Source organism: Caballeronia sp. BCC1704 (genome assembly GCF_902833455.1).
In the GTDB taxonomy this organism is placed as follows: domain Bacteria; phylum Pseudomonadota; class Gammaproteobacteria; order Burkholderiales; family Burkholderiaceae; genus Caballeronia.
Genome location: NZ_CADFFT010000003.1, coordinates 544,092 through 568,736 on the forward strand (window position 1 = coordinate 544,092; position 24,645 = coordinate 568,736).

At 62.3% G+C, this 24,645-nt stretch carries 23 protein-coding genes; 9 read left to right on the plus strand and 14 right to left on the minus strand.

Translation table 11 applies throughout. The features are described from left to right. Nucleotides 1–194 precede the first annotated feature (194 nt). Genes argE through HWX53_RS18050 form a run of 4 tightly spaced genes read right to left on the minus strand, consistent with a single transcriptional unit; the run spans nucleotide 195 to nucleotide 3,793 of the window. A complete protein-coding gene (gene argE, locus HWX53_RS18035) occupies nucleotides 195–1,352 on the minus strand; it encodes an acetylornithine deacetylase (RefSeq protein ID WP_175943318.1) in 1,158 nt (385 codons plus the stop codon). After that, entirely contained in the window at nucleotides 1,345–2,022 is a 678-nt protein-coding gene (locus tag HWX53_RS18040; protein WP_175943320.1) for a DUF1028 domain-containing protein, read from the minus strand. Before HWX53_RS18040 ends, argE begins: the two co-directional genes overlap by 8 nt. 10 nt (nucleotides 2,023–2,032) lie before the next feature. Then, complete coding sequence (locus HWX53_RS18045) at nucleotides 2,033–2,467, minus strand: RidA family protein (protein ID WP_175943322.1); 435 nt, start codon at nucleotides 2,465–2,467, stop codon at nucleotides 2,033–2,035. A gap of 18 nt (nucleotides 2,468–2,485) precedes the next feature. Next, nucleotides 2,486–3,793: an NAD(P)/FAD-dependent oxidoreductase gene (locus HWX53_RS18050; RefSeq protein ID WP_175943324.1), complete on the minus strand. Its 1,308-nt coding sequence runs from the start codon at nucleotides 3,791–3,793 to the stop codon at nucleotides 2,486–2,488. Nucleotides 3,794–3,969: 176 nt separating this feature from the next. On the opposite strand from HWX53_RS18050, the gene HWX53_RS18055 reads away from it, so the two are divergent. From HWX53_RS18055 to HWX53_RS18085, 7 genes are all read left to right on the plus strand, one after another. Then, entirely contained in the window at nucleotides 3,970–4,896 is a 927-nt protein-coding gene (locus HWX53_RS18055; RefSeq protein ID WP_175943326.1) for a LysR family transcriptional regulator, read from the plus strand. Nucleotides 4,897–5,036: 140 nt separating this feature from the next. Continuing rightward, nucleotides 5,037–6,167: an SRPBCC family protein gene (locus tag HWX53_RS18060; RefSeq protein ID WP_175943328.1), complete on the plus strand. Its 1,131-nt coding sequence runs from the start codon at nucleotides 5,037–5,039 to the stop codon at nucleotides 6,165–6,167. Nucleotides 6,168–6,188: 21 nt separating this feature from the next. After that, nucleotides 6,189–7,370, plus strand: a complete 1,182-nt coding sequence (locus tag HWX53_RS18065) for an ABC transporter ATP-binding protein (protein WP_175943329.1) — start codon at nucleotides 6,189–6,191, stop codon at nucleotides 7,368–7,370. 1 nt (nucleotide 7,371) lies between these two features. Continuing rightward, complete coding sequence (locus HWX53_RS18070; RefSeq protein WP_175943331.1) at nucleotides 7,372–8,418, plus strand: ABC transporter substrate-binding protein; 1,047 nt, start codon at nucleotides 7,372–7,374, stop codon at nucleotides 8,416–8,418. A gap of 27 nt (nucleotides 8,419–8,445) precedes the next feature. Next, nucleotides 8,446–9,699: an ABC transporter permease gene (locus HWX53_RS18075; RefSeq protein ID WP_175943333.1), complete on the plus strand. Its 1,254-nt coding sequence runs from the start codon at nucleotides 8,446–8,448 to the stop codon at nucleotides 9,697–9,699. A 24-nt stretch (nucleotides 9,700–9,723) separates the two neighbouring features. Next, nucleotides 9,724–10,551 carry an ABC transporter permease gene (locus HWX53_RS18080; RefSeq protein WP_175943335.1) on the plus strand — a complete coding sequence of 276 codons (828 nt, stop codon included), beginning with the start codon at nucleotides 9,724–9,726 and terminating at the stop codon, nucleotides 10,549–10,551. Nucleotides 10,552–10,630: 79 nt separating this feature from the next. Then, nucleotides 10,631–11,680, plus strand: coding sequence for an SDR family oxidoreductase (locus HWX53_RS18085; protein WP_175943337.1), 1,050 nt, complete (start codon nucleotides 10,631–10,633; stop codon nucleotides 11,678–11,680). Between the two features lie 69 nt (nucleotides 11,681–11,749). Here HWX53_RS18085 and HWX53_RS18090 read toward each other — a convergent pair whose 3' ends face one another. Next, nucleotides 11,750–12,790, minus strand: a complete 1,041-nt coding sequence (locus tag HWX53_RS18090; protein ID WP_175943339.1) for a LacI family DNA-binding transcriptional regulator — start codon at nucleotides 12,788–12,790, stop codon at nucleotides 11,750–11,752. A gap of 93 nt (nucleotides 12,791–12,883) precedes the next feature. Between HWX53_RS18090 and HWX53_RS18095 the strand changes: the two genes are divergently transcribed. Then, complete coding sequence (locus HWX53_RS18095; RefSeq protein ID WP_175943341.1) at nucleotides 12,884–14,074, plus strand: phytanoyl-CoA dioxygenase family protein; 1,191 nt, start codon at nucleotides 12,884–12,886, stop codon at nucleotides 14,072–14,074. A 14-nt stretch (nucleotides 14,075–14,088) separates the two neighbouring features. Here the strand turns inward: HWX53_RS18095 and HWX53_RS18100 are convergent, their stop codons facing one another. Next, nucleotides 14,089–14,922, minus strand: coding sequence for an oxidoreductase (locus HWX53_RS18100; protein WP_175943343.1), 834 nt, complete (start codon nucleotides 14,920–14,922; stop codon nucleotides 14,089–14,091). 106 nt (nucleotides 14,923–15,028) lie between these two features. Between HWX53_RS18100 and HWX53_RS18105 the strand changes: the two genes are divergently transcribed. Beyond that, the gene (locus HWX53_RS18105) at nucleotides 15,029–15,976 is read left to right on the plus strand and encodes an AraC family transcriptional regulator (protein ID WP_175943345.1); all 948 of its coding nucleotides are present in this window, start codon (nucleotides 15,029–15,031) and stop codon (nucleotides 15,974–15,976) included. 14 nt (nucleotides 15,977–15,990) lie between these two features. Here HWX53_RS18105 and HWX53_RS18110 read toward each other — a convergent pair whose 3' ends face one another. The 8 genes from HWX53_RS18110 to HWX53_RS18145 form a co-directional block, all read right to left on the minus strand. Next, complete coding sequence (locus tag HWX53_RS18110) at nucleotides 15,991–16,599, minus strand: cytochrome c (RefSeq protein WP_244140175.1); 609 nt, start codon at nucleotides 16,597–16,599, stop codon at nucleotides 15,991–15,993. Then, complete coding sequence (gene soxC / locus HWX53_RS18115; RefSeq protein ID WP_175943347.1) at nucleotides 16,592–17,884, minus strand: sulfite dehydrogenase; 1,293 nt, start codon at nucleotides 17,882–17,884, stop codon at nucleotides 16,592–16,594. Before soxC ends, HWX53_RS18110 begins: the two co-directional genes overlap by 8 nt. A 173-nt stretch (nucleotides 17,885–18,057) precedes the next feature. Continuing rightward, a complete protein-coding gene (locus tag HWX53_RS18120) occupies nucleotides 18,058–18,852 on the minus strand; it encodes a glucose 1-dehydrogenase (RefSeq protein ID WP_208454799.1) in 795 nt (264 codons plus the stop codon). A gap of 16 nt (nucleotides 18,853–18,868) precedes the next feature. Beyond that, nucleotides 18,869–20,329 (minus strand): FGGY family carbohydrate kinase, encoded by a 1,461-nt coding sequence (locus HWX53_RS18125; RefSeq protein WP_175943349.1) that lies wholly within the window; start codon nucleotides 20,327–20,329, stop codon nucleotides 18,869–18,871. 10 nt (nucleotides 20,330–20,339) lie between these two features. Continuing rightward, entirely contained in the window at nucleotides 20,340–21,422 is a 1,083-nt protein-coding gene (locus tag HWX53_RS18130; RefSeq protein WP_208454800.1) for an ABC transporter permease, read from the minus strand. Between the two features lie 19 nt (nucleotides 21,423–21,441). Beyond that, on the minus strand, nucleotides 21,442–22,989 hold the full coding sequence (locus HWX53_RS18135; RefSeq protein ID WP_175943351.1) for a sugar ABC transporter ATP-binding protein: 1,548 nt from the start codon (nucleotides 22,987–22,989) through the stop codon (nucleotides 21,442–21,444). Then, nucleotides 22,986–23,621, minus strand: coding sequence for a DUF2291 family protein (locus tag HWX53_RS18140; RefSeq protein ID WP_175943353.1), 636 nt, complete (start codon nucleotides 23,619–23,621; stop codon nucleotides 22,986–22,988). Before HWX53_RS18140 ends, HWX53_RS18135 begins: the two co-directional genes overlap by 4 nt. A gap of 74 nt (nucleotides 23,622–23,695) precedes the next feature. Then, complete coding sequence (locus tag HWX53_RS18145; protein ID WP_175943355.1) at nucleotides 23,696–24,640, minus strand: D-ribose ABC transporter substrate-binding protein; 945 nt, start codon at nucleotides 24,638–24,640, stop codon at nucleotides 23,696–23,698. Nucleotides 24,641–24,645 lie beyond the last annotated feature (5 nt).

Sequence of the window (24,645 nt, forward strand, 5' to 3'; positions counted from 1 at the left end):
TTCGTATTCGGGAGTGAGAGAGATGGAGCGTAGGCAACGCGAGGCTTCGCACGCTACGTAACGTTCAACGTTCGATGCGTGTTGACGGATGGCTCGCAGTCGTCGCGAATAGCGGATCGTTGTCCATGCCAACATGCGCAGAGCACGCGAGCAATATACGGACCCGCATACCCCCTCGACCCACCGAGCCGCTGTCAATTCGACAGGTAGTCGGCGAGGCGAAGCAGCATGGCATCGCAGTCGCGCAACTGCTCAACCGTGACGAATTCGTCCGGCTTATGCCCCTGATCCATGCTGCCCGGCCCGCAAACGACGGTCGGAATGCCGGCCTGCTCGAAGAGGCCGCCCTCGGTGCCGAACGCGACCGTGCCGAATTCCGTCGATCCGGCGATCAGCGCAAGAAGCCGCGCGGCTTCGCTGTCAGGCGGCGTGGCGAGGCCCGGATAAGCCGACAAGGGCTGCAAGCTGATACCGGTATCGGGTTTCACCGCGCGCATCTTCGGCAGCAGCGTGGATTCGGCATAGCTCTGCAGGCGTTGCGCGACCTCGTTCGCATGGAAGCCGGGCAACGCGCGCACTTCGAAGTCGAAATCGCATTCCGCCGGCACGATGTTGAGCGCGCGGCCGCCCTTGATGACGCCGGTCTGCACTGTCGAATACGGCGGATCGAAGCGCTCGTCGCGATGCTCGGGTTGCGCGAGTTCTTCGCCAATCTCGTCGAGATGATTGATGAGGCGCGCCGCGTATTGAATGGCATTGACGCCGTAAGGCGCATACGCGGAATGACACGGCGCGCCCTTCACGCAGCAACGCATGGCGAGCTTGCCCTTGTGTCCGAGTACCGGCTTGAGTTCCGTCGGCTCGCCGATGAGACATAACACCGGCTTGTGTTCCCGATGAGCGAGTTGCGCGAGCATCGGACGCACGCCCAGGCATCCGACCTCTTCGTCATATGAGAAGGCAAGATGCACGGGCATCTTGAGATCGCGTTCGATAAACGTCGGCACCGCTGCGAGCACCGACGCGAGGTAACCCTTCATGTCCGCCGTACCGCGTCCATAGAGACGCCCATCTTTCTCGACGAGTGCGAACGGATCGACGGTCCAGGCCTGTCCATCGACGGGCACGACATCCGTATGTCCGGACAACGCAATGCCCCCGCGATCGCGCGGGCCGATGGTCGCAAAGAGACTCGCCTTGGTGCGCTCGTCGTTATGAAAGAGCTCGCTTTCGACGCCATGCTGCGCGAGATAATCGCGAACGAACTCGATGAGCGCGAGATTCGAATCGCGGCTGACCGTCGCAAAGCCGATCAGCTTTTCGAGTAGCACACGGCTTCGCATCTCATTCATCGCCCGGCACTCCATAGCTCGGCGCGGCGGTCGGATTCAGTGCGCGCGTCACGTAGTCGTTCATCTGCGGCGCGTAGGCGGTCCATAGGTCGCGGAGCTTGCCGATGGGGTCGTCGTCAGCCCAGTCCACGCGCAGATCGACGAGCGGCCAGCTCAGATCGCTCACGATCTTCAGCGCGGCCGAATGCACAGGGCCCGCCTCGCCGCCTGCCGCCATGGCCGCTTGCATGGCCGCCAGCAAGCGATCCGCGAGCAGGCCGTCGGCTTGCGCGAATGCAAGCGGCATCGCGTCGATGACATGCGTGCCGGCCAGCATGTTGCCCGCCGCGACGCATTGATCGCCCGCCACTGCGTGATGGGTGCCGAGCGCTTCCTTGCCGCTGAAAAACGCCGTGCGCCCTTGCGCGTCGATCACCGTGACCTGCCGGTACTCGCGCCATTCATTTGCATCAAGCGCCTGTTGCAGAGCCTCCGCTGGCGCGAGCCGTTTGTTTTCCAGAAGCTCCAGAACCTGCGGCCCGAGCGCGGGCAGCGTGACGTTCTGCGTGGCGACAGCACCAACGCCCGCGCGCAACCATGGGCAACGCGCGCCCACCGCGATGCTCGACGAACTGATCGCAATGCCGAGCTGCCCCGTTTTGTCACACCGACCGACGATAGAGAAAGTCATTAGGTGTCCTTTACGCTTCCGGTGTCCATCCATCGGGGATCACGGCGATCACGTCGATCTCCATGAGCCATTGCGGCTGGCCCAACGCGACGACGGTCAGCCCCGTCGAAATGGGAAACACGCCCTTGAGCCACTTGCCGACTTCCCTGTACACCGGCTCGCGATAACGCACGTCGGTCAGGTAGGTCGTCGTCTTGACGATGTGCGAAAGGTCGCTGCCCGCTTCTTCTAGCAACTGCTTCACGTTCTTCATCGCCTGCTCGGCCTGCGCGCGCGCATCGCCCAAGCCGACGAGATTGCCTTCGAAATCGGTGCCCACTTGCCCGCGAACATAAACGGTATTGCCCGCTCGCACGGCCTGGCACAGATCGTTGTCGAGTGTCTGATTCGGATACGTATCCTTCGTATTGAACATGCGGATACGCGTATGCGTCGGTTGGCTCATCGATTCACCTGTTTCGGTTCAGTGGGCTTGCACGCTTTCTTCGCTGTGAGGCTTATTCGCGTGGCTATACGGCGAGTCGTAATACGCCTGATATTTGCGTTGCGTGACGATGTGATCCGCGACGTGTTTCGCGTCGTGCCACACGCCCCAGATAAATGCCGAGCCGCGTCGCGAGAGCCACGGCAAGCCGAGAAAATAAATACCCGGCTCTTTCGATACCCCGCGCTGGTGCTTCGGCTTGCCGTTCTCGTCGAAGGCATCGACCTGCAGCCAGCTGAAATCGGTCGCATAGCCCGTCGCCCAGATGATCGAGCTTACGCCTGCTTGCGCCAGATCGAGTTCGAGCAGCGGATTCGTGAGGCAATCCGGATCGGGTGGAATCATGCGCGCTTCCGGTTCAGCGGGAAGATCGAGGCCATTGCGGGCGGCGTACATATCGGCGGCATCGAGCAGGGACAGATAGTTTTGATCGCCACGTGCGATGTTTTCTGCGAGATCGTCGTTGAAGCGCGCCACGCCGTTATCGAACGCTTTTGTCAGACCAACGAGCGTAATGCCCTGATGCGCAAGCCGGCGAAAGTCGACGGTTTGCCCGCCGCGCGCGCCGCTTACCGCAATCGTCACATGTTCGCGGCCCGGCTTCATGACTTCGGCGTCCCACTCGCCGAGCACGCCGAGCCACCAGCAGAAGTCGCGGCCGCGATAGGCGCGCGGCGGACGATCGTGCGCGCCCACCGACAAATAGACGCGGCGCCCCGCACGCTGCAATTCATCGGCAATCTGCACGCCCGACGATCCTGCGCCCACGACCAGCACACCGCCCGCGGGCAATTGCTGCGGATTGCGGTAATCGGCGGAATGAATCTGCGTGAGCGATGCGTCTTGCGGGGCGATCGGCGGGATCACGGGCTTCTGAAACGGCCCGGTCGCGACGACCACGCGCTTCGCTTCGATCACGCCATCAGACGTCTCTACGGTGAAACCCGGACGCCCCGTATTGCGCACGACCTTCTTCACTTCGACGCCGGTGCGAATGGGTGCATCAAATTTCTTCGCATAGGCGACGAAATAGTCCGCGATTTCCTCTTTCGGCGCGAAGCCGTCGGGCGCCGTCTGCGCGAACTCGAGATTCGGAAAGCGATCGTGCCACGCAGGCCCGTTGGCCACGAGCGAGTCCCATCGACCCGTGCGCCAGCGTTCCGCGATGCGCGCGCGTTCCAGCACGAGATGCGGCACGCCGTGCCGGCTCAGATGTTCACTCATCGCGACGCCGGCCTGGCCTGCGCCGACCACGAGCGTGTCGATCGAAGTAGTTTCCACTGTCATGGTGTGTCCTTCCGAGAGGCTCGTATGGCCGTTCCAATGCCGATTGAATCTACGCGCCGCGACCGGATCAATAAAATACTTTCAAAAAATGCATAGCATGGGATTTACCTATGCAGTGATTTTTGTCCACCGCACAATGCAATGCAGTTCGGCTTGAAAGAGGTCAGATCGTCGCAATGGAAAGTCATCCGTTACGCTATTCGCTGCGGCAGTTGCGCTACTTCGTCGTCGCGGCGGAGGCGCTGTCCTTTACTGCTGCGGCCAGAAAGCTGCATATCTCGCAGCCTTCCATTTCCACCGCGCTGGCCGACCTCGAAGTGTCCTTCGGGGTTCAGCTATTCATCCGGCATCACGCGAGCGGTTTGTCGCTGACGCAGGCCGGACGCGATCTTCTTGGGCAAGCCCGCAATCTGCTGAAGATCGCGGAAGAACTGCAAATGGCCGCCAAGGAACTCGATGGCGGCATGACTGGTTCCATCGCGCTCGGCTGCCTCGTTTCGCTCGCGCCGCCGCTGATGCCGGGCCTCATCAGCCGCTTCACGGCCGATCACGCGGGCATCGCATTTCGCACGGTAGAAGGTCACCAGGACGCCCTGCTGCGCGGCCTGCATGACGGCTCGATCGATCTCGCGCTCACTTATAGCCTCGATCTCACTGAGGACATCGCCTTCACGCCGCTCTTGTCGTTGCCGCCTTATGCGATTCTGCCGCGCACGCATCGCCTCGCGCGCGCCCGCAAGATCTCGCTCGCCGATCTGTTGCCCGAGCCTTACGTCATGCTGGACCTGCCGCATAGCCGGGAATATTTCGCCGCGCTCTTCGATGCAGTGGGCAACCGGCCGGTGCCCGCGTTTCGCTCGTCGCAGCCAGAAGTGGTGCGAGGCATGGTGGCGAACGGCCTCGGCTATAGCCTGCTTAATTTCCCACTCAAATCGAACCGCACCGTGGACGGCGAGGAGTTCGTCATTAAGCGTTTCAAAGACAACGTGAACGCGACGATGCTCGGCGTCGCGCAATCCCGCACTATGAAGCCGCGCCAGGTGGTGCACCGGTTCACCTCGTTCTGCGAGAACTACATACGGCGACTGCGTATCGACACTTGATGCCGGTTGTATAGGAAAAAGCTTTGCGCTGTATCCGAAAACAATATTTTGACTGGCATATTGGCTTGATAGATTGAGTGCCTGTCGAGTGCCTATAAAAGAAGAGGCGCTTCTGCTCACTGAACGAGGAGGAAATCGTCATGGCGCACCTGAACGAGCTGATGAACGCATTGCGCGATGGATGCGACCGCCCGTTCAGCGACGCCCATGCGATGCCGCCCGGCGTTTATACGTCGGCCGACTTTCTCGCGCTCGAAGAAGAGCGCATCTTCTCGCGCGAATGGCAATGCGTCGGGCGCGCGAGCGCGCTGAAAGCCCCGGGCGACTATCTCACCGCGCGCATCGCCGCGCAGCCGGTGGTCGTCTTGCGGGACGACCACATGCAGCTCAAGGCGATGTCCAATGTATGCCTGCATCGCATGTCGATATTGCTCGAAGGACGCGGCAACGTGCGACGTATCGTGTGTCCTTATCACGCGTGGAACTATTCACTCGATGGCGCGTTGAAAGGCGCGCCGCTGATGGACCGACAAGAAGGCTTCTGCAAGGAAAGCTACAAGCTGCCCGCCGTGCGATGTGAAGAATGGCAAGGCTGGATCTATGTAACGCTGGATGCGAACGCGCCACCCGTCGGCAAACAACTCGCGGAGTTGGACACGTTGATCGAAGCGTACGGCATGACCGACTACATCGAAACGTTCTATGAAGAGCACGTGTGGGACACCAACTGGAAGATACTCGCCGAGAACTTCATGGAGAGCTATCACCTGCCGATGCTGCATCGCGCGACCGTAGGCCCCCACTCGCGTTTGGAAGAGATGGAATGTCCGCCGGGTCATGCGGCGTTCAACTATCACTGGATCACGAAAGAAGCCTCGTTGCCCATTGGTAATGCGCACCCGGACAACACGCGCTTGTCGGGGCACTGGCGCAAGACCACTGCGCTGCTCGCCATTTATCCGACGCATCTCGTGACCTTGACTCCCGGCTACTTCTGGTATCTCGTGCTTCAACCGGAGGGCGTCGGCCGCGTGCATATCCGCTTCGGCGGCGGACTCGCGCCGGAATTCATCGCCGATCCGGAAGCCAACGCGCACATGGCAACGCTCAAGAAACTGCTCGACGAAGTGAACGCCGAAGACAAGCGCGGCGTGCAAGCCGTGTTTCGCGGCGTGCATGCGCCGTTGGCGAAGCCGGGACATCTGAGCCATCTCGAGCGGCCCAATTATGACTTCGCGCGATATCTCGCGGGCAAGCTGAAATCGCAGTAAGAACGACAGGACGCCATCACGATGTCGAACCCTTCCTTCATCTCATTCTCGGGCGTGAGCAAATCGTACGACGGCGCGAATTACGTCGTCGACGGCTTGAACCTCGACGTAAGCAAGGGAGAATTCCTGTCGCTGCTCGGGCCCTCCGGTTCGGGCAAGACCACCACGCTGATGATGCTCGCCGGTTTTGAATCGCCGACGCAGGGCGAGATCCGGCTCGATGGCAAGCGCCTCGACGACAAGCCGCCACATCGGCGCGATATCGGCATGGTGTTTCAGAACTACGCGCTCTTTCCGCATCTGACGATTGCCGAGAACGTGGCGTTCCCGCTCTCGGTGCGGCGCGTGAGCCGTGCGGATCTGAAGACACGTGTGAAGCGCGCGCTCGAAATGGTGGAATTGCCGCATCTGGCTAACAGGCGGCCGGCACAGCTTTCGGGCGGGCAACAACAGCGCGTCGCGCTCGCGCGCGCGCTCGTATTCGAGCCGAGCGTCGTGCTGATGGACGAACCGCTCGGCGCGCTCGACAAGCGCCTTCGCGAGACCATGCAGTACGAAATCATGCGGCTGCATCGCGAGTTAGCGCTGACCATCGTCTATGTAACGCACGATCAGGCCGAGGCGCTGACCATGTCCGACCGCGTCGCCGTGTTCTCCGATGGACGCATTCAGCAAGTGGCCACGCCGAGCGAGCTCTATGAAAACGCGCAGAACGCGTTCGTCGCGAACTTCGTCGGCGAGAACAATGGCTTGACCGGACGCGTCATGACCTGCGACGGCTCATGGGCGACGTTCGCGCTTTCCGACGGCAGCATCATTCGCGGCCGATGCGAGTCCGGCCTGCGCGTCGGCGACGAAGCCATGCTCGCGCTGCGCCCCGAGCGCGCTCACATCCCGAGCGCGGAAGGCATGCATCTCGACGAGCACGACAACGTCGTTCGCGCCCGCGTGAACGAACTCGTGTATTGCGGCGATCATCATCGCGTGCATCTGACGCTCGGCTCGCGCGACGCGATCGTCGTGAAAGTGCCCAATACGCAGCGTCACGCGCTGCCGTCATCCGGCGACATGATCGATGTCGCATGGCGCCACGACGACTGCAAGATTCTCGCGATGAGCGCCCCGCCTCGCGCGAGCGCGACCCCTTCTTCCACCTCGCCAACCCCTTCCCTCATCACGACCGCACCCGCAGGAGCCAACTGACATGCGCACTCAAATCAAAGCACAATGCGCCGCACTCGCCCTACTCGCCTTCGGCACCATGACTTCGCACGCCGCTGAAACGCTGCATGTGGTCACGTTCGGCGGCGCCTTCGAAGCCGCGGCCAAGAAGGCGTGGATGGACCCGTTCACGCAGGCCACCGGCACGCAGTTCTCGCTCGAATCGTATGATGGCGGCCTCGCCAAACTCTCCGCGATGGAGCAGGCCAAGAACACGACATGGGACCTGATCGACCTCGAAACCAACGATGCGATCACCGGGTGCGACGAAGGTCTGCTCCAGAAATTCGACAAGAAGTCTCTCGGCAATACCAGCGACTTCATTCCCGGATCGCTCAGCGATTGCGCGGTCGCGAGCATGGTCTGGTCGACGGTCTATGCGTATGACACGAGCAAGCTGAAGAGCGCGCCTTCCACCGTCAACGACTTCTTCGACACGCAGAAATTCCCTGGCAAGCGCGGCCTGCGCAAGTCGCCGAAGGTGACGCTGGAGTGGGCGCTGATCGCCGATGGCGTGGATCCGAAGGATGTGTACAAGGTGCTCGGCACGCCCGCGGGCGTCGATCGCGCGTTCAAGAAACTCGACACCATCAAGAAGGACATCGTGTGGTGGGAGTCGGGCGCGCAGGCGCCGCAGCTTCTCGCCGATGGCGCCGTCGTGATGGTGCAAGCGTATAACGGCCGCATCGACGATGCCGTGAGGAAGGACCACAAGCCGTTCAAGTCCGTGTGGGACGCGCAGGTCTACGACTTCGAATGGTGGGCCATTCCGACCGGCGCGAAGAACGCCGACCTGGCCTCGAAGTTCATCGTGTCGCAGGCGCAGCCGAAGGCATCGGCGGATTTGTCGAAGTACATCGCCTATGCGCCGCCGCGCAAGGAAGCCGTCGCGCTCGTCGACAAGCAGCGTCTCGCCGACATGCCGACCGCGCCCGCGAACTTCAAGCGCGCCGTGCAGATCAACGCGAACTTCTGGGCCGACAACGCAGACGCCATCAACAAGCGCTTTCAGGTCTGGCTGACGCAATAAGCGGCCACGGCATAAGAGAGGACGAACATGCCCGCATCGATTCACGCGACGACCGCCGGCTCGCACGCAAACGCCGAAGGCCGCGCGTCGTACAACAAGGCGCAACGACGCGCCTCGATGCGGGCGCTTCTGCTCGCGTTGCCGTTGATCGTATTTCTGTTGTCTACGTTCATCGCACCGATTGCGCTGCTGCTTGCGCGCAGCGCGCAGAACCACGAAGTGCCGGACGGCATGCCCGCGCTCGCGCGCGCATTGAATGCATGGGACGGTCAGGGCGTACCGGATGAACATACTTTCGCCCTCCTCGCATCCGGATTGAAGGAAGCGCAGGAAAGCGGTCAGCTCGGCACCATCGCGCGGCGTCTCAACTTCGCGCAGCCCGAGTTCCGCAGCTTGTTGATGCGCGCCGCCCGCAAGCTGCATGACGACACGCCGAAAGCATGGAAGCCCGCGTTGATCGATATCGACGAGCGTTGGAACTCGCCAGAAATCTGGCGTCTGCTCAAGCGTGCCGCTCAATCGCCGACGCCCGACTATCTGCTCGCCGCCGTCGATGCGCAGGTCACGCCGCAAGGCACGATCGCGTCGATGCCGGCGAACGCGTCCGTCTATCGCGAAGCCTTTGTCCGCACGGTATCCATCAGCGCGACGGTCACGCTGCTGTGCCTCGTGCTCGGCTATCCGGTTGCCTGGCTGCTCGCAAATCTGCCCGCGAAGACCAGCAACCGGCTGATGCTCTTCGTGATCGTGCCGTTCTGGACGTCGCTGCTCGTGCGCACCACCGCGTGGTATGTGCTGCTGCAACCGGGCGGCGTCATCAATAGCGTGCTGTCAGGACTCGGACTCGCGACGCATCCGGTACCGCTCATCTTCAATCGCACGGGCGTGCTGATCGGCATGACGCATGTCCTCTTGCCGTACATGATCCTCGCGATCTACTCGGTGATGAAAAGCGTGTCGCCCGTTTATATGCGCGCCGCCAAGTCGCTCGGCGCGCATCCGTTCACGGCTTTCGTTCGCGTGTATGTGCCGCAGACATTGCCCGGCGTCGGCGCGGGATGCTTTCTCGTTTTCGTACTCGCGCTCGGTTACTACATCACGCCCGCGCTGCTCGGCGGCGCTGGCGACGAGATGATCAGCCAGCTCATCGCCATTCAGACGAACACGCAACTGAACTGGGGTCTCGCGGGCGCGCTGTCGGCCTACCTCGTGATCTTCACGGCGGTGTTCTATTTCCTGTTCAACCGCATCGTCGGCATCGACCGGCTGCGCTTCGGTTGATTCGACCCATCCGGAGGAAAGCTCATGCAAGACAAACGGAACACGGTGCTGACGGAACGCATCGCTGCGGGCTGGGTGCGCCTGCACACCGCGCTTGTCCTGTTCTTTCTGATCGCGCCGATTCTCGCCATCATCCCGCTCTCGTTTAATTCGGGATCCTACTTTTCGTATCCGATGGAGGGCTTCTCGTTTCGTTGGTACGAAAAGGCGCTGACGAGCGGCGACTGGCAGCGCGCATTGTTGAACAGCATCGGCATCGGCGCGGCCTCTACCTTGATTGCCACATGTCTCGGCACGCTCGCGGCGCTCGGCTTGTCGCGCTCGCAGTTTCCGCTGCGCTCGGTCGTCATGCCCATTCTGATCTCGCCGATGATCGTGCCTATCGTCGTGGTCGCGGCAGGCTTCTATCTGATCTTCGCGCCGCTCGGGCTGGTGAATTCGTATCCCGGCGTCGTGCTCGCGCATGCCGCGCTCGGTACGCCCTTCGTCGTCATCACGGTGACGGCGTCGTTGTTGTCCTTCGATCAGAGCCTGTTGCGGGCCGCATCGGGCCTCGGCGCGACGCCCTGGATCGCGTTTCGTCGCGTCACGTTGCCGCTCATCACGCCTGCCGTCGCGACCGGAAGCGTGTTCGCGTTCGCAACATCGTTCGACGAGGTCATCGTGATCCTCTTCATCGGCGGCCCGGATCAGAAGACAGTGCCGCGTCAGATGTGGAGCGGCATTCGCGACGCCATCGATCCTTCCATTCTCGCCGTCGCGACGATGCTGATCGTCTTCGCCGTGCTGCTGTTCGCCAGCATCAACCGCTTGAGGGCGCGGGCGTTGGCGGCGAATCAGGCGCTGACCTGATCTGCATCGAAGTGGCGAGCCGGCCCTTGGTGCGGCGATTGCTGTGCACACGCCAAGCACTTCACTCTCAGGGCCAGGCATGAAACGCTATAAAGCACTCGTGGCGGGCGGCGTCGGCGTGATCGGACGTCAACTCGTCGATCATCTTGCGTCGCTGCCGGATTGGGACGTCATCGGTCTGTCACGACGCACGCCCGATCAAGCGCAACCCGGCGAGCACATTGCCGTCGATCTGCTGGATCCGGAAGACGTGCGCGCGAAGCTCGGCGGGCTCGGCGACGTCACGCACATCTTTCACGCGGCGTATCAGGAAAAGCCCACGCCGCAAGCGCTCATCGACGTGAACCTCGGCATGTTGCGCAATCTGGTGAGCGTCGTATCCGACAGTTCGTCGGCGCTTCAGCGCGTCGTGTTATACGAAGGCGCGAAGTATTACGGCGCGCACCTCGGCCGCTTCAAAACGCCCGCGCGCGAAGACGATCCGCGACACATGCCGCCGAACTTCTACTACGACATGGAAGACTGGCTCGTACAGGAAGCGGCGGACAAGCACTGGGATGCGGTCGTGCTTCGCCCCGATGTGGTGTGCGGCTTTGCGCTCGGCAATCCGATGAATCTCTCGATGGTCATCGCCGTGTATGCCGCGATCAGCAAGGAACTCGGACTGCCGCTGCGTTTCCCGGGCACCGCGACGTGCTACGGCAAGCTCGCGCAAGTCACCGATGCCGCGCAGCTCGCGCGCGGGTCCGTGTGGGCGGCGACCGACGCGCCCGGCGGCGAGAGCTATAACCTCACGAACGGCGATGTATTTCGCTGGGATCAGCTGTGGCCCGCCATCGCCGATCATCTCGACATGCCGCTCGCCGAACCGCAGACCATCAGCCTGCGCGACTACATGGCGGACAAGGGGCCGCTGTGGGAGCGCATGGTGAAGAAGTACGGTCTCGTCGATATTCCCTACGAGCACGTCGCCGTTTGGGGCTTCGGCGACTTCATCTTCCGCTGCGACTGGGACGTGATCTCCAGCACGACCAAGATCCGGCAGGCTGGCTTTCATGATGTCGTCGATAGCACCGACATGTTCCTGCGTCTCTTCGATGAGTTTCGCGAGCGCAAGGCGATTCCTTGAGCGGATCACTTCGGAGGCGCGGACGAGTGGCTCGAAGCGCGACGCTGACGGCGACAAATAACCATGCGTTCAGCGAAACCGGCTCGCGATATGCTCGGGGATATTCTCGGGCGTGACCACGACGACGGAAGAAGACGGCGCAATCGCAGAAGCAGGAATAAGCCGATGATAGTGCATGATGTGCTGGCAAGCTGAACGCATGTCCTGACGCAAGTCGTGATGAAGAATCGCTTGTACCTTCCGCTCACGCAGCAAGCCCATGTTGTCGCGGTCCAGATCATGCCCGATGAAGCAAAGCGGGCGCTGGTTCGCCGCCTCCAGCACTTTCAGCACGGCTGCATTGCCGCCGCCCATCGAGTACACCGCCGCAATCTTCGAACGGGTCGTCACGACTTTGCGCATGCGCGCTTCGGTTTGCATGTTGAGGCCGTGTCCGCCGCTCGCGTCGAGCAAATCGAGGTTCGGATAACTCACGCGCAGCGCGCGTCGAAAGCTCGACTCGCGCTCTTCTTCTCCTCTGAAGCCTTCGTCGCTCATGGTGACGAGCACGGTTCCGTTAAGACCGCGTAGCCACTGGCCGATGAGATACGCCGCCGTCGCGCCCGCCACGCGATTGTCCAGCCCCGCATAGGCGATGCGTGCCGACAGCGGAATGTCCGTGAACGTGGTTACGACCGGTATGCCGATTGTCTTCAACACGCCGATCGCCTCGGAAATCTCGGGGACGTCACGCGCTTTCAGCACCACGCCATGACTGCCTCGCCTGCCGATTGCGTGAAGCGTTTCGACAACCTCGGCGGTCTGCATCGTTTCACGCATGAAGAAACGCGGTCGTAGCACGACGGGATGGAACGCGGGCAACTCCGCTTCGAGTGCGTCCTGAATCTCGGTGGTGAACCGGGCCGGGGCTTCGGCCACGACATCGATGATGAGCTTGCGTCCCGTCGTCGCGAGTTGCAGCGCCTGCTTCTCCAGCTCGCGAATCGCCTGCTCGACGCGTCTGCGCGTGCCTTCGCGCACGTTGGGGCGCCCGTTCAACACGCGATCCACCGTGGCGACGCCGACGCCCGCCTGCAGGGCGATCTCCTTCACGAGGAACCGATGAGCCATCGAAACGCCTGGATTTTGATGGTTTTTTGATGCGTTTATGGTAACGCGCGCCGCGACGATGCGTCTATGCTAGGGAAAAAATCGGAGCGAGACATGGATGCCACGAATGAACGACACGAGAGGTTAGCAACGAACTGGTATCGCGAAAGCGACTGCTCGCTCGAAGCATTCGCGCACCAGCTGCGAAGAAAGAGCGATGTGGTCCTGCGATTCGCGGCCGAGACGCAACGCGATATTCCCATCTACGATTGCCGCGCGCTTGATAAAGCGTTGATCGATCCTGTCGGGCAGCAGGCGTTGCAGGCCGAATGGGCGGACGTGCTGCTCGACGGCGCGGGCGTGCTCGTGCTCAAGCACGCGTTTCACGATGCATCGCCCGTCGACGACGCGACGCATATCTTCAATTCGATCATCAGACAGGAACGCGAATCGGGCACGCGCGGCGCCGACCATTTCGCCAAAGCAGGCGCGAACGACCGCATCTGGAATGCGCACGAAAAGCTCTGTCTCGCGGCGCCCTCGGTTTTCGCGCGATATTTCTCGAACGCGTTCATCGCGAGCGTCGCGCAGGCGTGGCTCGGACCCGGCTTTCAGATGACCACGCAGGTCAACGTCGTTCGTCCTGGCGGCGCGGCGCAGCAAGCGCATCGGGACTACCATCTCGGCTTTCAGACGGTTGAAGAAGTGCAGCGTTTCCCGGCGCATGTTCATACGATGTCGCCGTTGCTGACGCTTCAGGGCGCCGTCGCGCACAGCGACATGCCGATTGAAAGCGGGCCAACGAAGCTGCTTCCGTTTTCGCAGCGTTACGCAGCGGGTTATCTCGCGTGGCGACGTCCCGACTTTCGCGACTTCTTCGAAATGCACTGCGTGCAGTTGCCGCTCGCGAAGGGCGACGCGCTCTTCTTCAATCCCGCGCTATTCCATGCGGCCGGCGCGAACCGCACGCAAGACGTGCAGCGCATGGCGAATCTCTTGCAGATCTCTTCGGCGTACGGGCGCGCGATGGAAACGCTCGACCGCATGCGCATGTGCGAAGCCGTTTATCCCGTGCTGCTGGACTATCAGGCGAGAAGACAGTTCACTGCGAGGGACATCGACTGCGTGATTGCATCGACCGCTGAAGGCTATGCGTTCCCGACCAATCTCGATCGCGATCCGCCAGTGGGCGGTCTCGCGCCCGAGAGCCAGCAAGCGCTGATGCGCCGGGCGCTCGACGAAGCATGGAACGCATCCACGCTTCGCGAGGCCCTTCGACATCAGGCGTGGAAGCGACTCAGCTAACGCATGTCGCCGCATTAGCCGTCAGTGGATCGCGTGAGCGTTTCCCACTGACTGATTTCGTCAGCGAGCGCGGTCAGCTTGTCGCGCACCAGACCGAGCGCGTCACTGCCGAGCAACAGATGCACGGGTGGCGCGTCGCTCTCGATGACGGCCAGCATCGCGCGCGCCGCCTTAAGCGGGTCGCCGAGCTGCTTGCCGCTCTTTTCCTCGCGCGCCCGGCGAATGGGATCGAAGAGCGCATCGTAATCGGCAATCGAACGAGGCGTGCGCGCCATCGAGCGGCCAGCCCAGTCGGTGCGGAACGAACCTGGCGCCACTGCCGTCACGGCAATGCCGAACGATTTCACTTCCTTCGCGAGCGTCTCGGAGATGCCTTCCAGCGCGAACTTGCTGCCGCAATAGTAGGCGATGCCGGGCATCGTGATGAAACCGCCCATCGACGTGATGTTGAGAATGTGACCCTTGCGCCGCGCGCGCATGCCGGGCAGCACCGCCTTCATCATCGCGACCGCGCCGAACACGTTCACGTCGAACTGTCGACGCATCTCGGCGAGCGGCGATTCTTCCATCACGCCTTCGTGACCGTAGCCCGCGTTGTTGACGAGGACGTCGATGGGACCGACGGTCGACTCGATTTCGGCCACGACGCCGTCTATCGCGTCGAAGTCCGTCACGTCGAGCAGGCGGCCCACGGCCCTGTCCGGCGCGAGGGCTTCGAAGTCCTGCTTCGCCTGCTCGCTTCGCACAGTGCCGATCACGCGATGGCCTGCCGCGAGCGCTTCCTGAGCGAGTGCCCGGCCGAAGCCGCTGCTGACGCCGGTGATGAGCAGAGTCCGTTCGAATGACATATGCACCTCTACGATGAAATGAAAGAGAGTGCATAGTATTCTTTGCACCAACGCGCTCTAAGGCCGGATATTCTGCTTTTATTGCCTATTCTTATCGTCCCCCTCGATGTCATCGAAAGAGACCGCCGCATCGCGGCAGCGTATCGTGGACCTGCTGCGCGCACTGGCGCCGAATGAAGGCTACAACCTGACGCCGCTACCCGACGTGCGCATCCTGCGTTCGGACCGCGCGTTGTCGCGCACGCCTGTGCTCTACGATCCGGGCATCGTGATCGTCTGTCAGGGACGCAAGCGCGGCTATTTCGGCGATCAGGTGTATCTGTATGACGAGCTGCATTATCTGGCCGTGGCAGTGCCGGTGCCCTTCACGATGGAAACCGACGCGACGCCTGAGCATCCGCTATTGGCCATCTACATGCATCTGGATTTTCAGGTGGCGGCAGAGCTGATGATTCAGATCGACCGTCATCACATGCCGGCGCGCGCGGAACCACCGCAAAGCATGATGTCGAGTCCGATGGATGCCGACTTGCGTATGTCGGTCCTGCGCTTTCTGCAAGCGTTGAGCCGGCCGCTCGATGCAGCCGTTCTCGGTCCCGCGCTGGTGCGTGAGCTGTACTTTCGCGTGCTGACCGGCGCGCAAGGTCATGCGATGCGCTCGGCGCTCGCGATGCAGGGGCAGTTCGGCAAGATCGGCAAGGCGTTGCGCCGCATTCACGCGACCTACGCGCAGCCGCTCAATCTCACGCAACTGGCGCGCGAAGCGGGCATGAGCGTGCCGACCTTCCACAGTCATTTCAAGGCCATCACGCACACGTCGCCCATGCAGTATCTCAAGTCGACGCGGCTGCATCAGGCGCGTCTCCTGATGGTGCGTCAGGACATGACGGCGGAGGCGGCCTGTCATGCGGTGGGCTATGCGAGCGCCTCGCAATTCAATCGGGAATTCAAGCGCCTCTTCGGAACGACACCGGCCGCGGAAACGAAGCGCATGCGCGAAAGCTTCGCCGTTCCGCCGCCGTTTGCCGGCGCGGAGTACGTTTCATCGCATTAGGGGAGCGCGCGACATCACAGATGACCCGGCCGCGGGTCCGGCAGGAAGCCGTCGCGATTCGGCATGCGGATGGCAGCCAGCGAATGCGCGTCCAGCCGCGCGTCGTCGGGCACGATGCCGTTGCGGTTCAGAATCCATGCGCTCAACGCGTACACCTCGTCTGCGCTCAACGATTGCGGCGCGTTATAAGGCATCGCGCGGCGGATGTAGTCGAAGAGCGTCGTGGCATACGGCCAGTAGCTGCCGACCGTGCGTACCGGCTTGTCGCTCGCGAGCGTGCCGCGTCCGCCGATGAGCCGGTCGCCCAGGCCGCCTTCGCCGTTGGCGCCGTGACACGCGGCGCACTTCGCGGCGAAGATGTGCGCGCCGGTCGCCACGTCTCCGCTGCCCGCGGGCAGGCCACGGCCATCGGGCGCGACGTCGATGTTCCATGCGGCGATTTCCGTCGCGTTCAACGGCGTGCCGATGGCGTCGATGGCCGCGCGCTGGGTCGGGTCGTGCGTGAGCGCGTTCTGCGAGCCGTCATCGCGTGCGGGCGTGCTGCATGCAGCGAGCGATACCGCAGCGACGCCGATCATCAACGGCCGCAACAGACGATGTTTCAGAGCCGGGGCGTTATGCATTTTTCACGCTGCCATCGGCGCCGATGCGCCATTGCTGAATGCCGTTGTAGTGGTAGTACGAGTTCAGCCCGCGTGCGGCGACCAGCGCCTCGCGCGTCGGCTGAACGTAGCCGGTCGAATCGGTGGCGCGCGAGAGAATCGCGGCAGGCTCGCCGTTCCAGACCCAGCCTGCGTGAAAGCGCGTCAACGCGCGATCTTTCGGCGGGCCGTCGAGTTGCGCTTCCTGCCATGAGCGCCCGCCGTCGGTCGACACCTCGACCTTGCGAATCGATCCACGCCCCGACCACGCGAGCCCGATGATCGGGTAATAGCCGTGAACCGTGAGCCGATGCCCCGGCGACGGCCGCGTGATGACCGACTTCGCGTCCATCTCGAACACGAACTGGCGCGCCTGCCCGTTCGCGACCGGGTCCGTGTATTTCGACGTTTCCTCGCGTGTTTCCAGCGGCGCGTCGACGAACTTCAGCCTGCGCAGCCACTTCACGTTCGTATTGCCCTCGAAGCCGGGCACCACGAGCCGCAGCGGATAGCCGTTCTCCGGCCGCAGGCGCTCGCCGTTCTGCGCATATACGATGAGCGCGCGGTCGAGAATGCGATCGAGCGGCAGGCTGCGCGTCATCGCGGCGGCGTCGGCGCCTTCCGCGAGCATCCAGCGCGGCGACTGACTGTCACTGGCCGCGAGACCGCCTGCGGCTTCGATCAGCGTCGAAAGCCGCACGCCGGTCCACTCGCAGCACGACAACAAGCCGTGCGTCATCTGAACCGGCAAACCGCTCGGCCCTTTCCATTCGCTTGCGGTGTTGCCCGAACACTCAAGGAAGTATACGTGCGATTCGGATGGCAGGCGCAGCAAGTCGTCCATCGTGAAGAGCTTCGGCTCGCGCACGAGACCATGAATCGCGAGCCGGTGCTGCTCCGGATCGATGTCCGGCACGCCCGCATGATGCCGCTCGTAGACGAGCCCGTTCGGCGTAATCGCGCCATGCAGATCGGCGAGCGGCGTCAGCGACGAAGCCTGGCCTGGCACGGGAAACGCACGGGCCGCGCGGCGCACGACGTTCGCTTCGTGCGGCGACGGCACGCCATATGGATGTTCGAGAATCGGCGCGCCCGGCGTGCGCGTCCACGGCTGAACCGCGAGCGGCTGCAACAGCGAGGACGCAGCGTTGGCGCTCGGCGCCACCACTGCCGAGACGGCGAGACCGCGCAACATCCGGCGGCGCAATGGCGATGCCGCCGTGTCGGAATTCGCGGAAGGCGATGAAATGCGGGGGGTTCGCGGCATGCTTGGGGCGCCGGGGAGAGTGTCGGGTCAGGGCGCCCAGTATAGGACGCGCCTTGCGGAACGCACAGCCCTTGTTGCGCCTATCGATATGAAGCCGGGTCATAAGCGCACGTCGCAACGTTGCGCGTCGACATTTACTTAGTCATCCCGAACGACACATGCTCATCATCGCATCACGACATGAACATGCCGCCGTCCACGTTGACCGTCTGACCGGTGATGTACGCGGCGTCGTCCGAGGCCAGGAATGTCACCAGGCCCGCGACGTCACCGCCATTGCCGGCACGTTTCATCGGGATATTGGCGACCCATTCGGCCATCAGCTCGCCGGGTTTGTAATCGCCGAGCAGTTTGCCCCACGCTTCGTCGTTATAAGACCACATGTCCGTCGTGATGATGCCCGGGCAGAACGCGTTCACCGTGATGCCGGTCGGCGCGAGTTCCTTCGCGAGACTCTGCGTGATGCCGAGCACGCCGAACTTGCTCGCAGCGTAATGCGGCGTGTAGACGAAACCCTGCCGCGCCTGACCCGACGCCGTGTTGATGAGCCGACCCGCTTTACCCGCGCGCAGCATGCGGGTGGCCGCTTCCTGGCAGCACAGAAAAACGCCCTTGGTATTCACGGCCATGACCTTGTCCCACTCGCTTTCAGTCAGGTCCGGCAACTTGGCGATGGTGATGACCCCCGCGTTCTGCACCGACACGTCCACTTCGCCGAGCTTGCTCGCGACTTCCTCATACAGTGCGACGACCTGAGCCTTATCCGTCACGTCCGTTTCGACGGAAAGCGCGTCGAAGCCCGATTCACGCAGACGGGCGGCCGCATCGTGAACGCTCTTTTCGTTCGCACTGACGCACACCTTCGCGCCTTCCTGCGCGAACCGCTCCGCAATGGCGAGACCGATGCCACGACTGCCACCCGTCACGACCACGACTTTGTTCTCGAACCGCTTCAATTGTTGCGCCACTGAGATTCTCCGGGAGTTAAAGACGCTCGATCCATCGCAGCCATTGCGCATGATTCTCCGCAGCCGCTTCGACACCGCTGCCGGGCTCAACGCGTCGTGCCACGACACGATGCGTCTGCCAATCGTCGAGCGATGCGGCGAGGCCCGCCTGATACGCCGCGAGCGCCGCCGCGCCCGACGCCGAAATCTCGCTGACCGCGAGCGTGCTGACAGGCCGATTCAACGTGTCCGACAGAAATTGCAAAAGAAACGGACGCTGCGTGAGGCCGCCGTCGAGGTACAACTGCGCGAGCGGCACGTCGGCAGCCTGCTCCATCACGTTGATGACGTCCTTGATCTGATAGACGATGGATTCATACGCCGCGCGCGCCACATGCTGCCACGACGTCGAAAAGTTGAGTCCGACGATCTGCGCGCCGCCCGGATACTTCCAGTGCGGACAGCCGATGCCCGAGAACGATGGAATCACGAATACGCCGCCGTTGTCATACTCGGTGAACGCCTGCTCGGCCTTGGCGAAATCGTCGAACAGGTTGAGCTTTTCCTTCAGAAACGCGGGCGTCGATCCTGCGCTGATGATGATCCCTTCTAGCGCGTAGTCCACGCGCTTGTCGGTAGCGAAGCAGAGCGTCGAGACGAGGCCGTGTTCGGGCTCGCGCGCCTTCCCGCCGACGTTCATCATGATGGACGATCCCGTGCCCATCGTCGCCTTCGCGACACCGGGACTCAGGCACCCTTCGCCGACGGCGGCGGCGTGTGAATCGCCGATCATCGAGAGGATAGGCAATGGCGCGTCGAGCAGGCCGTCGAAATCGGTCATGCCGAAGTCGGACGCAGACGGCCGAAGTTCGGGCAAGCGCAGTCCTTGCAGGCCGAACGTCTCGATGAGTTCGCGATCCCATTCCAGCGTGCGAAGATTGAGCAGCATGGTGCGCGACGCATTCGTCACGTCGGTGCGATACGCCGCGCCGTTCGTCAGCCGATACAGCAGCCAGCTATCGACCGTGCCGAAGTACGCGTCGCCCGCCGCGATATGCGCGCGCGCGCGTTCATCGTTCTCGTTGAGCCAGATAAGTTTGGTGCCTGAAAAATACGGGTCGATCAGCAAGCCCGTCTTTTGCGCGATGAGCGGCTGCAAGCCGTCGCGCTTGAGCCGTTCGCAAATGCCGAGCGATCGCTGGCATTGCCACGACACGCCTGGGGCGATCGGCTCGCCCTTCGCGTTCCATAAGACGACCGTCTCGCGCTGATTCGATATGCCGATGCCCGCGATGTCGCCTTTGAATCCACTCAGGCATTCGTCCACGGCTTTCAGCACGGATGCGTACAACGCATTCGCATCCTGTTCGACGAAGCCCGTGCGCGGCGTGGTGCATGTAACCGGCGCGAAGCCGCGCGCATGAACCTGTCCGGTCTGGTCGAAGACGAGGGCCTTCGTGCCGCTCGTGCCCTGATCGATGGCGAGAATATGGCTCATGGTTTCTTCCTCACGCGGTCAGCGAAACCATGCGCGACTGCAGGCGCTGCTGCAACTGGTCGATGACCACGGCGAAGATAATGACGAGGCCCTTAATGACCATCTGCCAGAAATCGCTGATGCCGCACATCACCATGCCGTCGCCCAGGATACTGATCACGCACGCACCGACGACCGAGCCGAACACGGTACCGCGCCCGCCCATGAGCGCGGTGCCGCCGAGCACGACCGCCGCGATGGCGTTCAGTTCGTAGGTCTGTCCCGTCAACGGGTGCGCCGTCTGCAACTGCGCCGTGATCACGAGTCCGACAATCGCCGCGCAGAATCCCGAGAACATGTAGACGAATAGCTTGACGCGATTCGTTCGGATTCCCGAGAATCGCGCCGCTTGCTCATTGCCGCCGATGGCATAGATGCGGCGGCCGAGCGGCGTCTTTCGCGCAACGAAGATGGTAATGGCCGCGAGCACAAGCATGATCCACACCGGCATTGAGAGCCCGAGAATCGTGCCGTTGCCGATGAACTCAAAGCCCGTGTTGCCGAGTGCCGGATTGCCTTCGAGGTCCGCGAAGGTGCTGCCGTTGTTGACCAGCAGCGCCGCGCCGCGCACCACGTAAAGCATGCCGAGCGTCGCGATGAAGGGCGCGACGTTGAGCATGGTGATGAGATAACCGTTCACCGCGCCGATCAACGCGCCCAGCAAACACGCGATGATCGTCACGCCCCACGGATTGAAGAACACGATGTGATGCCCGATCTTCACGCCTTCGAGCAACAGGTATCCCGCCGCCATGCCGCTAATGCCGACGATGGAGCCCACCGACAAGTCGATACCGCCCGTCAGGATCACGAGCGTCATGCCGATAGAAAGAATCGCGACCACGGTGACATGCTTCGCCATGATGAGCAGGTTGCCGGTCGAGAGGAAGCTCTCGGTGGCGAGCGAGAACACGATGATGATCGCGAATAGCGCGATAAAGATGCGCAGCTTGAGCAGATTGACCGCGACGCGCGACGCCACATAGGCGCCGTGCCGGTTGTGCTTCGCATGCACCGACGTGACCGGCGGATTGCTGCTGTTGGGTGTATTCATGGTTCGGATCTCGGTTGCCTCACACTACGGCAGTCGCGGGCGTCGATGCGCGCACGATGCGTTCACTGTCGAATTGGGGCCGGTCGAGCACGGCGGTCAGCTTGCCGCTCGCCATCACGAAGACGCGGTTGGACACGGCCATCGCTTCGTCCAGCTCCGATGTCGCGTAAATCACGGCGATGCCCGACCGCGCGAGCAAGCTGATCGTCTTGTAGACGTCTTCTTTCGCGCCCACGTCGATGCCGCGCGTCGGTTCGTCCATCAACAACACTTTGGGCTTCGTCAACAGCGCCTTGCCGATGACGACCTTCTGCATGTTCCCGCCGGATAGCGACGTGATCGGCGCATCGACGGACGCAGCTTTGATGGCCAGCTTCTTCACGATGTCGTTGGCCGCTTCCACTTGTTTGTCGCGCGTGAGCGCGCCGACGAAGCGCCGCGTGAACTTGCCGAGGCTGGACAGGGTCATGTTCTCGAGTATGGTCATCAGTTGCACCATGCCCTGCTTCTGGCGGTCTTCCGGCACGAGCGCGATGCCGGCCTCGATGCGCTTCGGTATCGGCAAGTCTTCGATGGCCTTGCCTGCGAGTTCTATCTCGCCAAGCGCGAGGGGATTCGCGCCAAGTAGCGATTCGAGCAACTCGGTGCGGCCCGCGCCCATCAATCCGTAAATGCCGATCACTTCGCCGGCACGCGCGGTGAAGGACACGTGATCGACCGCATAGATCCCGTTCGAACGCTTGAGCGCAAGGTCTTTCACCTTCAGCACTTCGCGGCCGATTTCGTGCTGCTCGAAGGCGAAACGCTTCTTCGAAGAGCCGACCATCGCTTCGATGATCCACGGAATGTCGATGTTGGCGATATCGTTCTCCGCCACGAGCCGCCCGTTGCGCAGCACGGTGATGCAATCGCCGATCGCCATGATCTCTTCGAGGCGATGTGAGATATAGATCACCGTCACGCCCTCTTCCTTGAGCTGGCCGATGATCTTGAAGAGAATCTCCACTTCCGTCTTCGAGAGCGCGGAAGTCGGCTCATCCATGATGAGCACCTTGATGTGCTTCGACAACGCCTTCGCGATCTCGACGAGTTGTTGCTGACCGACGTACAGATCGCCGAGCCGCGTGCGCGGATCGATCGCGATGTTCAGCCGGTCGAGCAGCACTTTCGCCTGGTGGTTCTCCATCTTCGAGCGGATCACGCCCGAGTTCGTGATCTCGTTGCCCGCGAAGATGTTCTCCGCCACGGTCATGTCCGGAAAGAGATTCAACTCCTGAAAGATGATGCCGATGCCGTGCTGCTCCGCACTGCGCACATCGGTGATCTGCGCGAGCTTCTCGTCGATCCAGATCTCGCCCGAGGTCGGCGTTTCCGCGCCCGCAAGCAGTTTCATCAACGTAGACTTGCCCGCGCCGTTCTCGCCGATCAGCACGTTGACCTTGCCGCGCCGCACCTTATAGTCCACATCGACGAGCGCCGCCGTGCCCGGATACTGCTTCGACAGCCCGCGCGTTTCGATCACGTTGATGGGGTTCATCGTGCGGGCGGTATGCTGGTTCTCGTTCATTTCCAGGCCACCGGAATCGCGCGGATCTCGCCTGCAGGCTCGCTCCAACTGCTATAGACGGCAGAGACATCGACCGGATCGCCGACCTTCAGCTTGAGCGAACTTTGCACCCGCGCCACGACGAGCTTGTTCAATTCCTGACCGAACGCGGCAAAGCGCGTCTGGTCGTCGAAGTCACTGTATTTGACTCCGGGAAAGCCGTCGCGCACGCCCGTGCCGATCACCACCGGACCTGTTTCGAGCGCGATCTGAACGGGATCGCCGCCGTTCGCGGGCGCCACTTCCACGTACGCCTTGCCGACGCGCGACGTCGAATCGATCTTCGTCACCTTGCCCTGCACGCGCAGCCAGAAGTTGCACGGGAAAGCATTGCTCTGACGGAAGCCGTATTGCTTGCAGGCATCGTCGAAATTCTGGTTCAGCGCGCTGATGACCTGCGCCGCGGGCTTCGCGTTCTTGTCCGCGTACGGGACCAACTGGTCGTTCAGGATCTTCGCAGCGTCCGGGCCCTTGTGCTGCCCTTGCGCGCGGATGTCGGCCAATTCGGAATCGGTGACGACGTGGCACGCCGACAAACTGGCGATGCAAAGCATCGACACCAGCCGCCAGCGCGCGAATACGGGATGAACCATGACAACCTCGACCTCACATGACAAGCCATGTGCGGGCGCAGCCCTGCGGCGCCCGCATGGAGCAACAACGCGTATTACTTGTTGTAGTAGAAGTCCTTCACGTGCGACGCGTTGTCTTTCGTAATGAGAATGCCGCGCGTGAGCTGACGCTCCTGCTCGCCGGTCTTGCCGGTCTTGATGTATTTGTCGAGCAGATCGACGCCGTGAATCGCGATGCCCTGCGCCTGCAGCATGACGGTGGCCTTCAGCTTGCCCGCGAGCACGGAGTCGCGCTCGTCGTTGCTGCCGTCGATGCCCATGACGACCACGTCCTTATGCCCCGCCGAGTCCAGCGATGCAATCGCGCCGAGCGCAACCGGGCCATTGCCGCAAATCACGCCCTTGATGTTCGGATGCTCTTGCAGGATGGAATCCATCGCCTGCTTGCCGGGCAAGAGCGCGCCCTTTGCGTCCTGACGCGCGACCATCTTGAGATCGGGATACTGGTCCAGCACCTGATGGAACGCCTGCGAGCGCGTCACGCAGTTCTTGTCCGCGAGGTTGCACGTTAGTTCGACGTACTCACCCTTCTCGCCGATGGCTTCCACGAAACGCTGCGCCACTTCGGTACCCGCTTGCAGATTGTTATGGCTCAACTGCGCAATGGCGATCCCGTCCTTCGGAATCTCGCGGTTGATCAGCACCACGGGCACTTTCTTGTCCGCCGCTGCGCGCACCGTCGCGACACTCGCGTTGGAATCGGCGTTATCGAGAATGATGCCCTTCACACCCTTGCCGATGACGAGATTGACCAGCTCGTTTTGCTTGTTCACGTCCTCGCCATGGGAAAGCACGATGGTGTCGTAGCCGAGCTTCTTCGCTTCTGCATCCGCGCCCTTCGCTTCGGCTGCGTAATACGGATTGTCGAGCGCATTCACGAGAATCGCGATGGTGCCTTTGCCCGCTGCATTCGCGGTGGCGGGCAACGCGGCGGCGAACGAAACGGCCACCGCTGCTGCAACTGCAAGCTTCTTCCACATGTTGT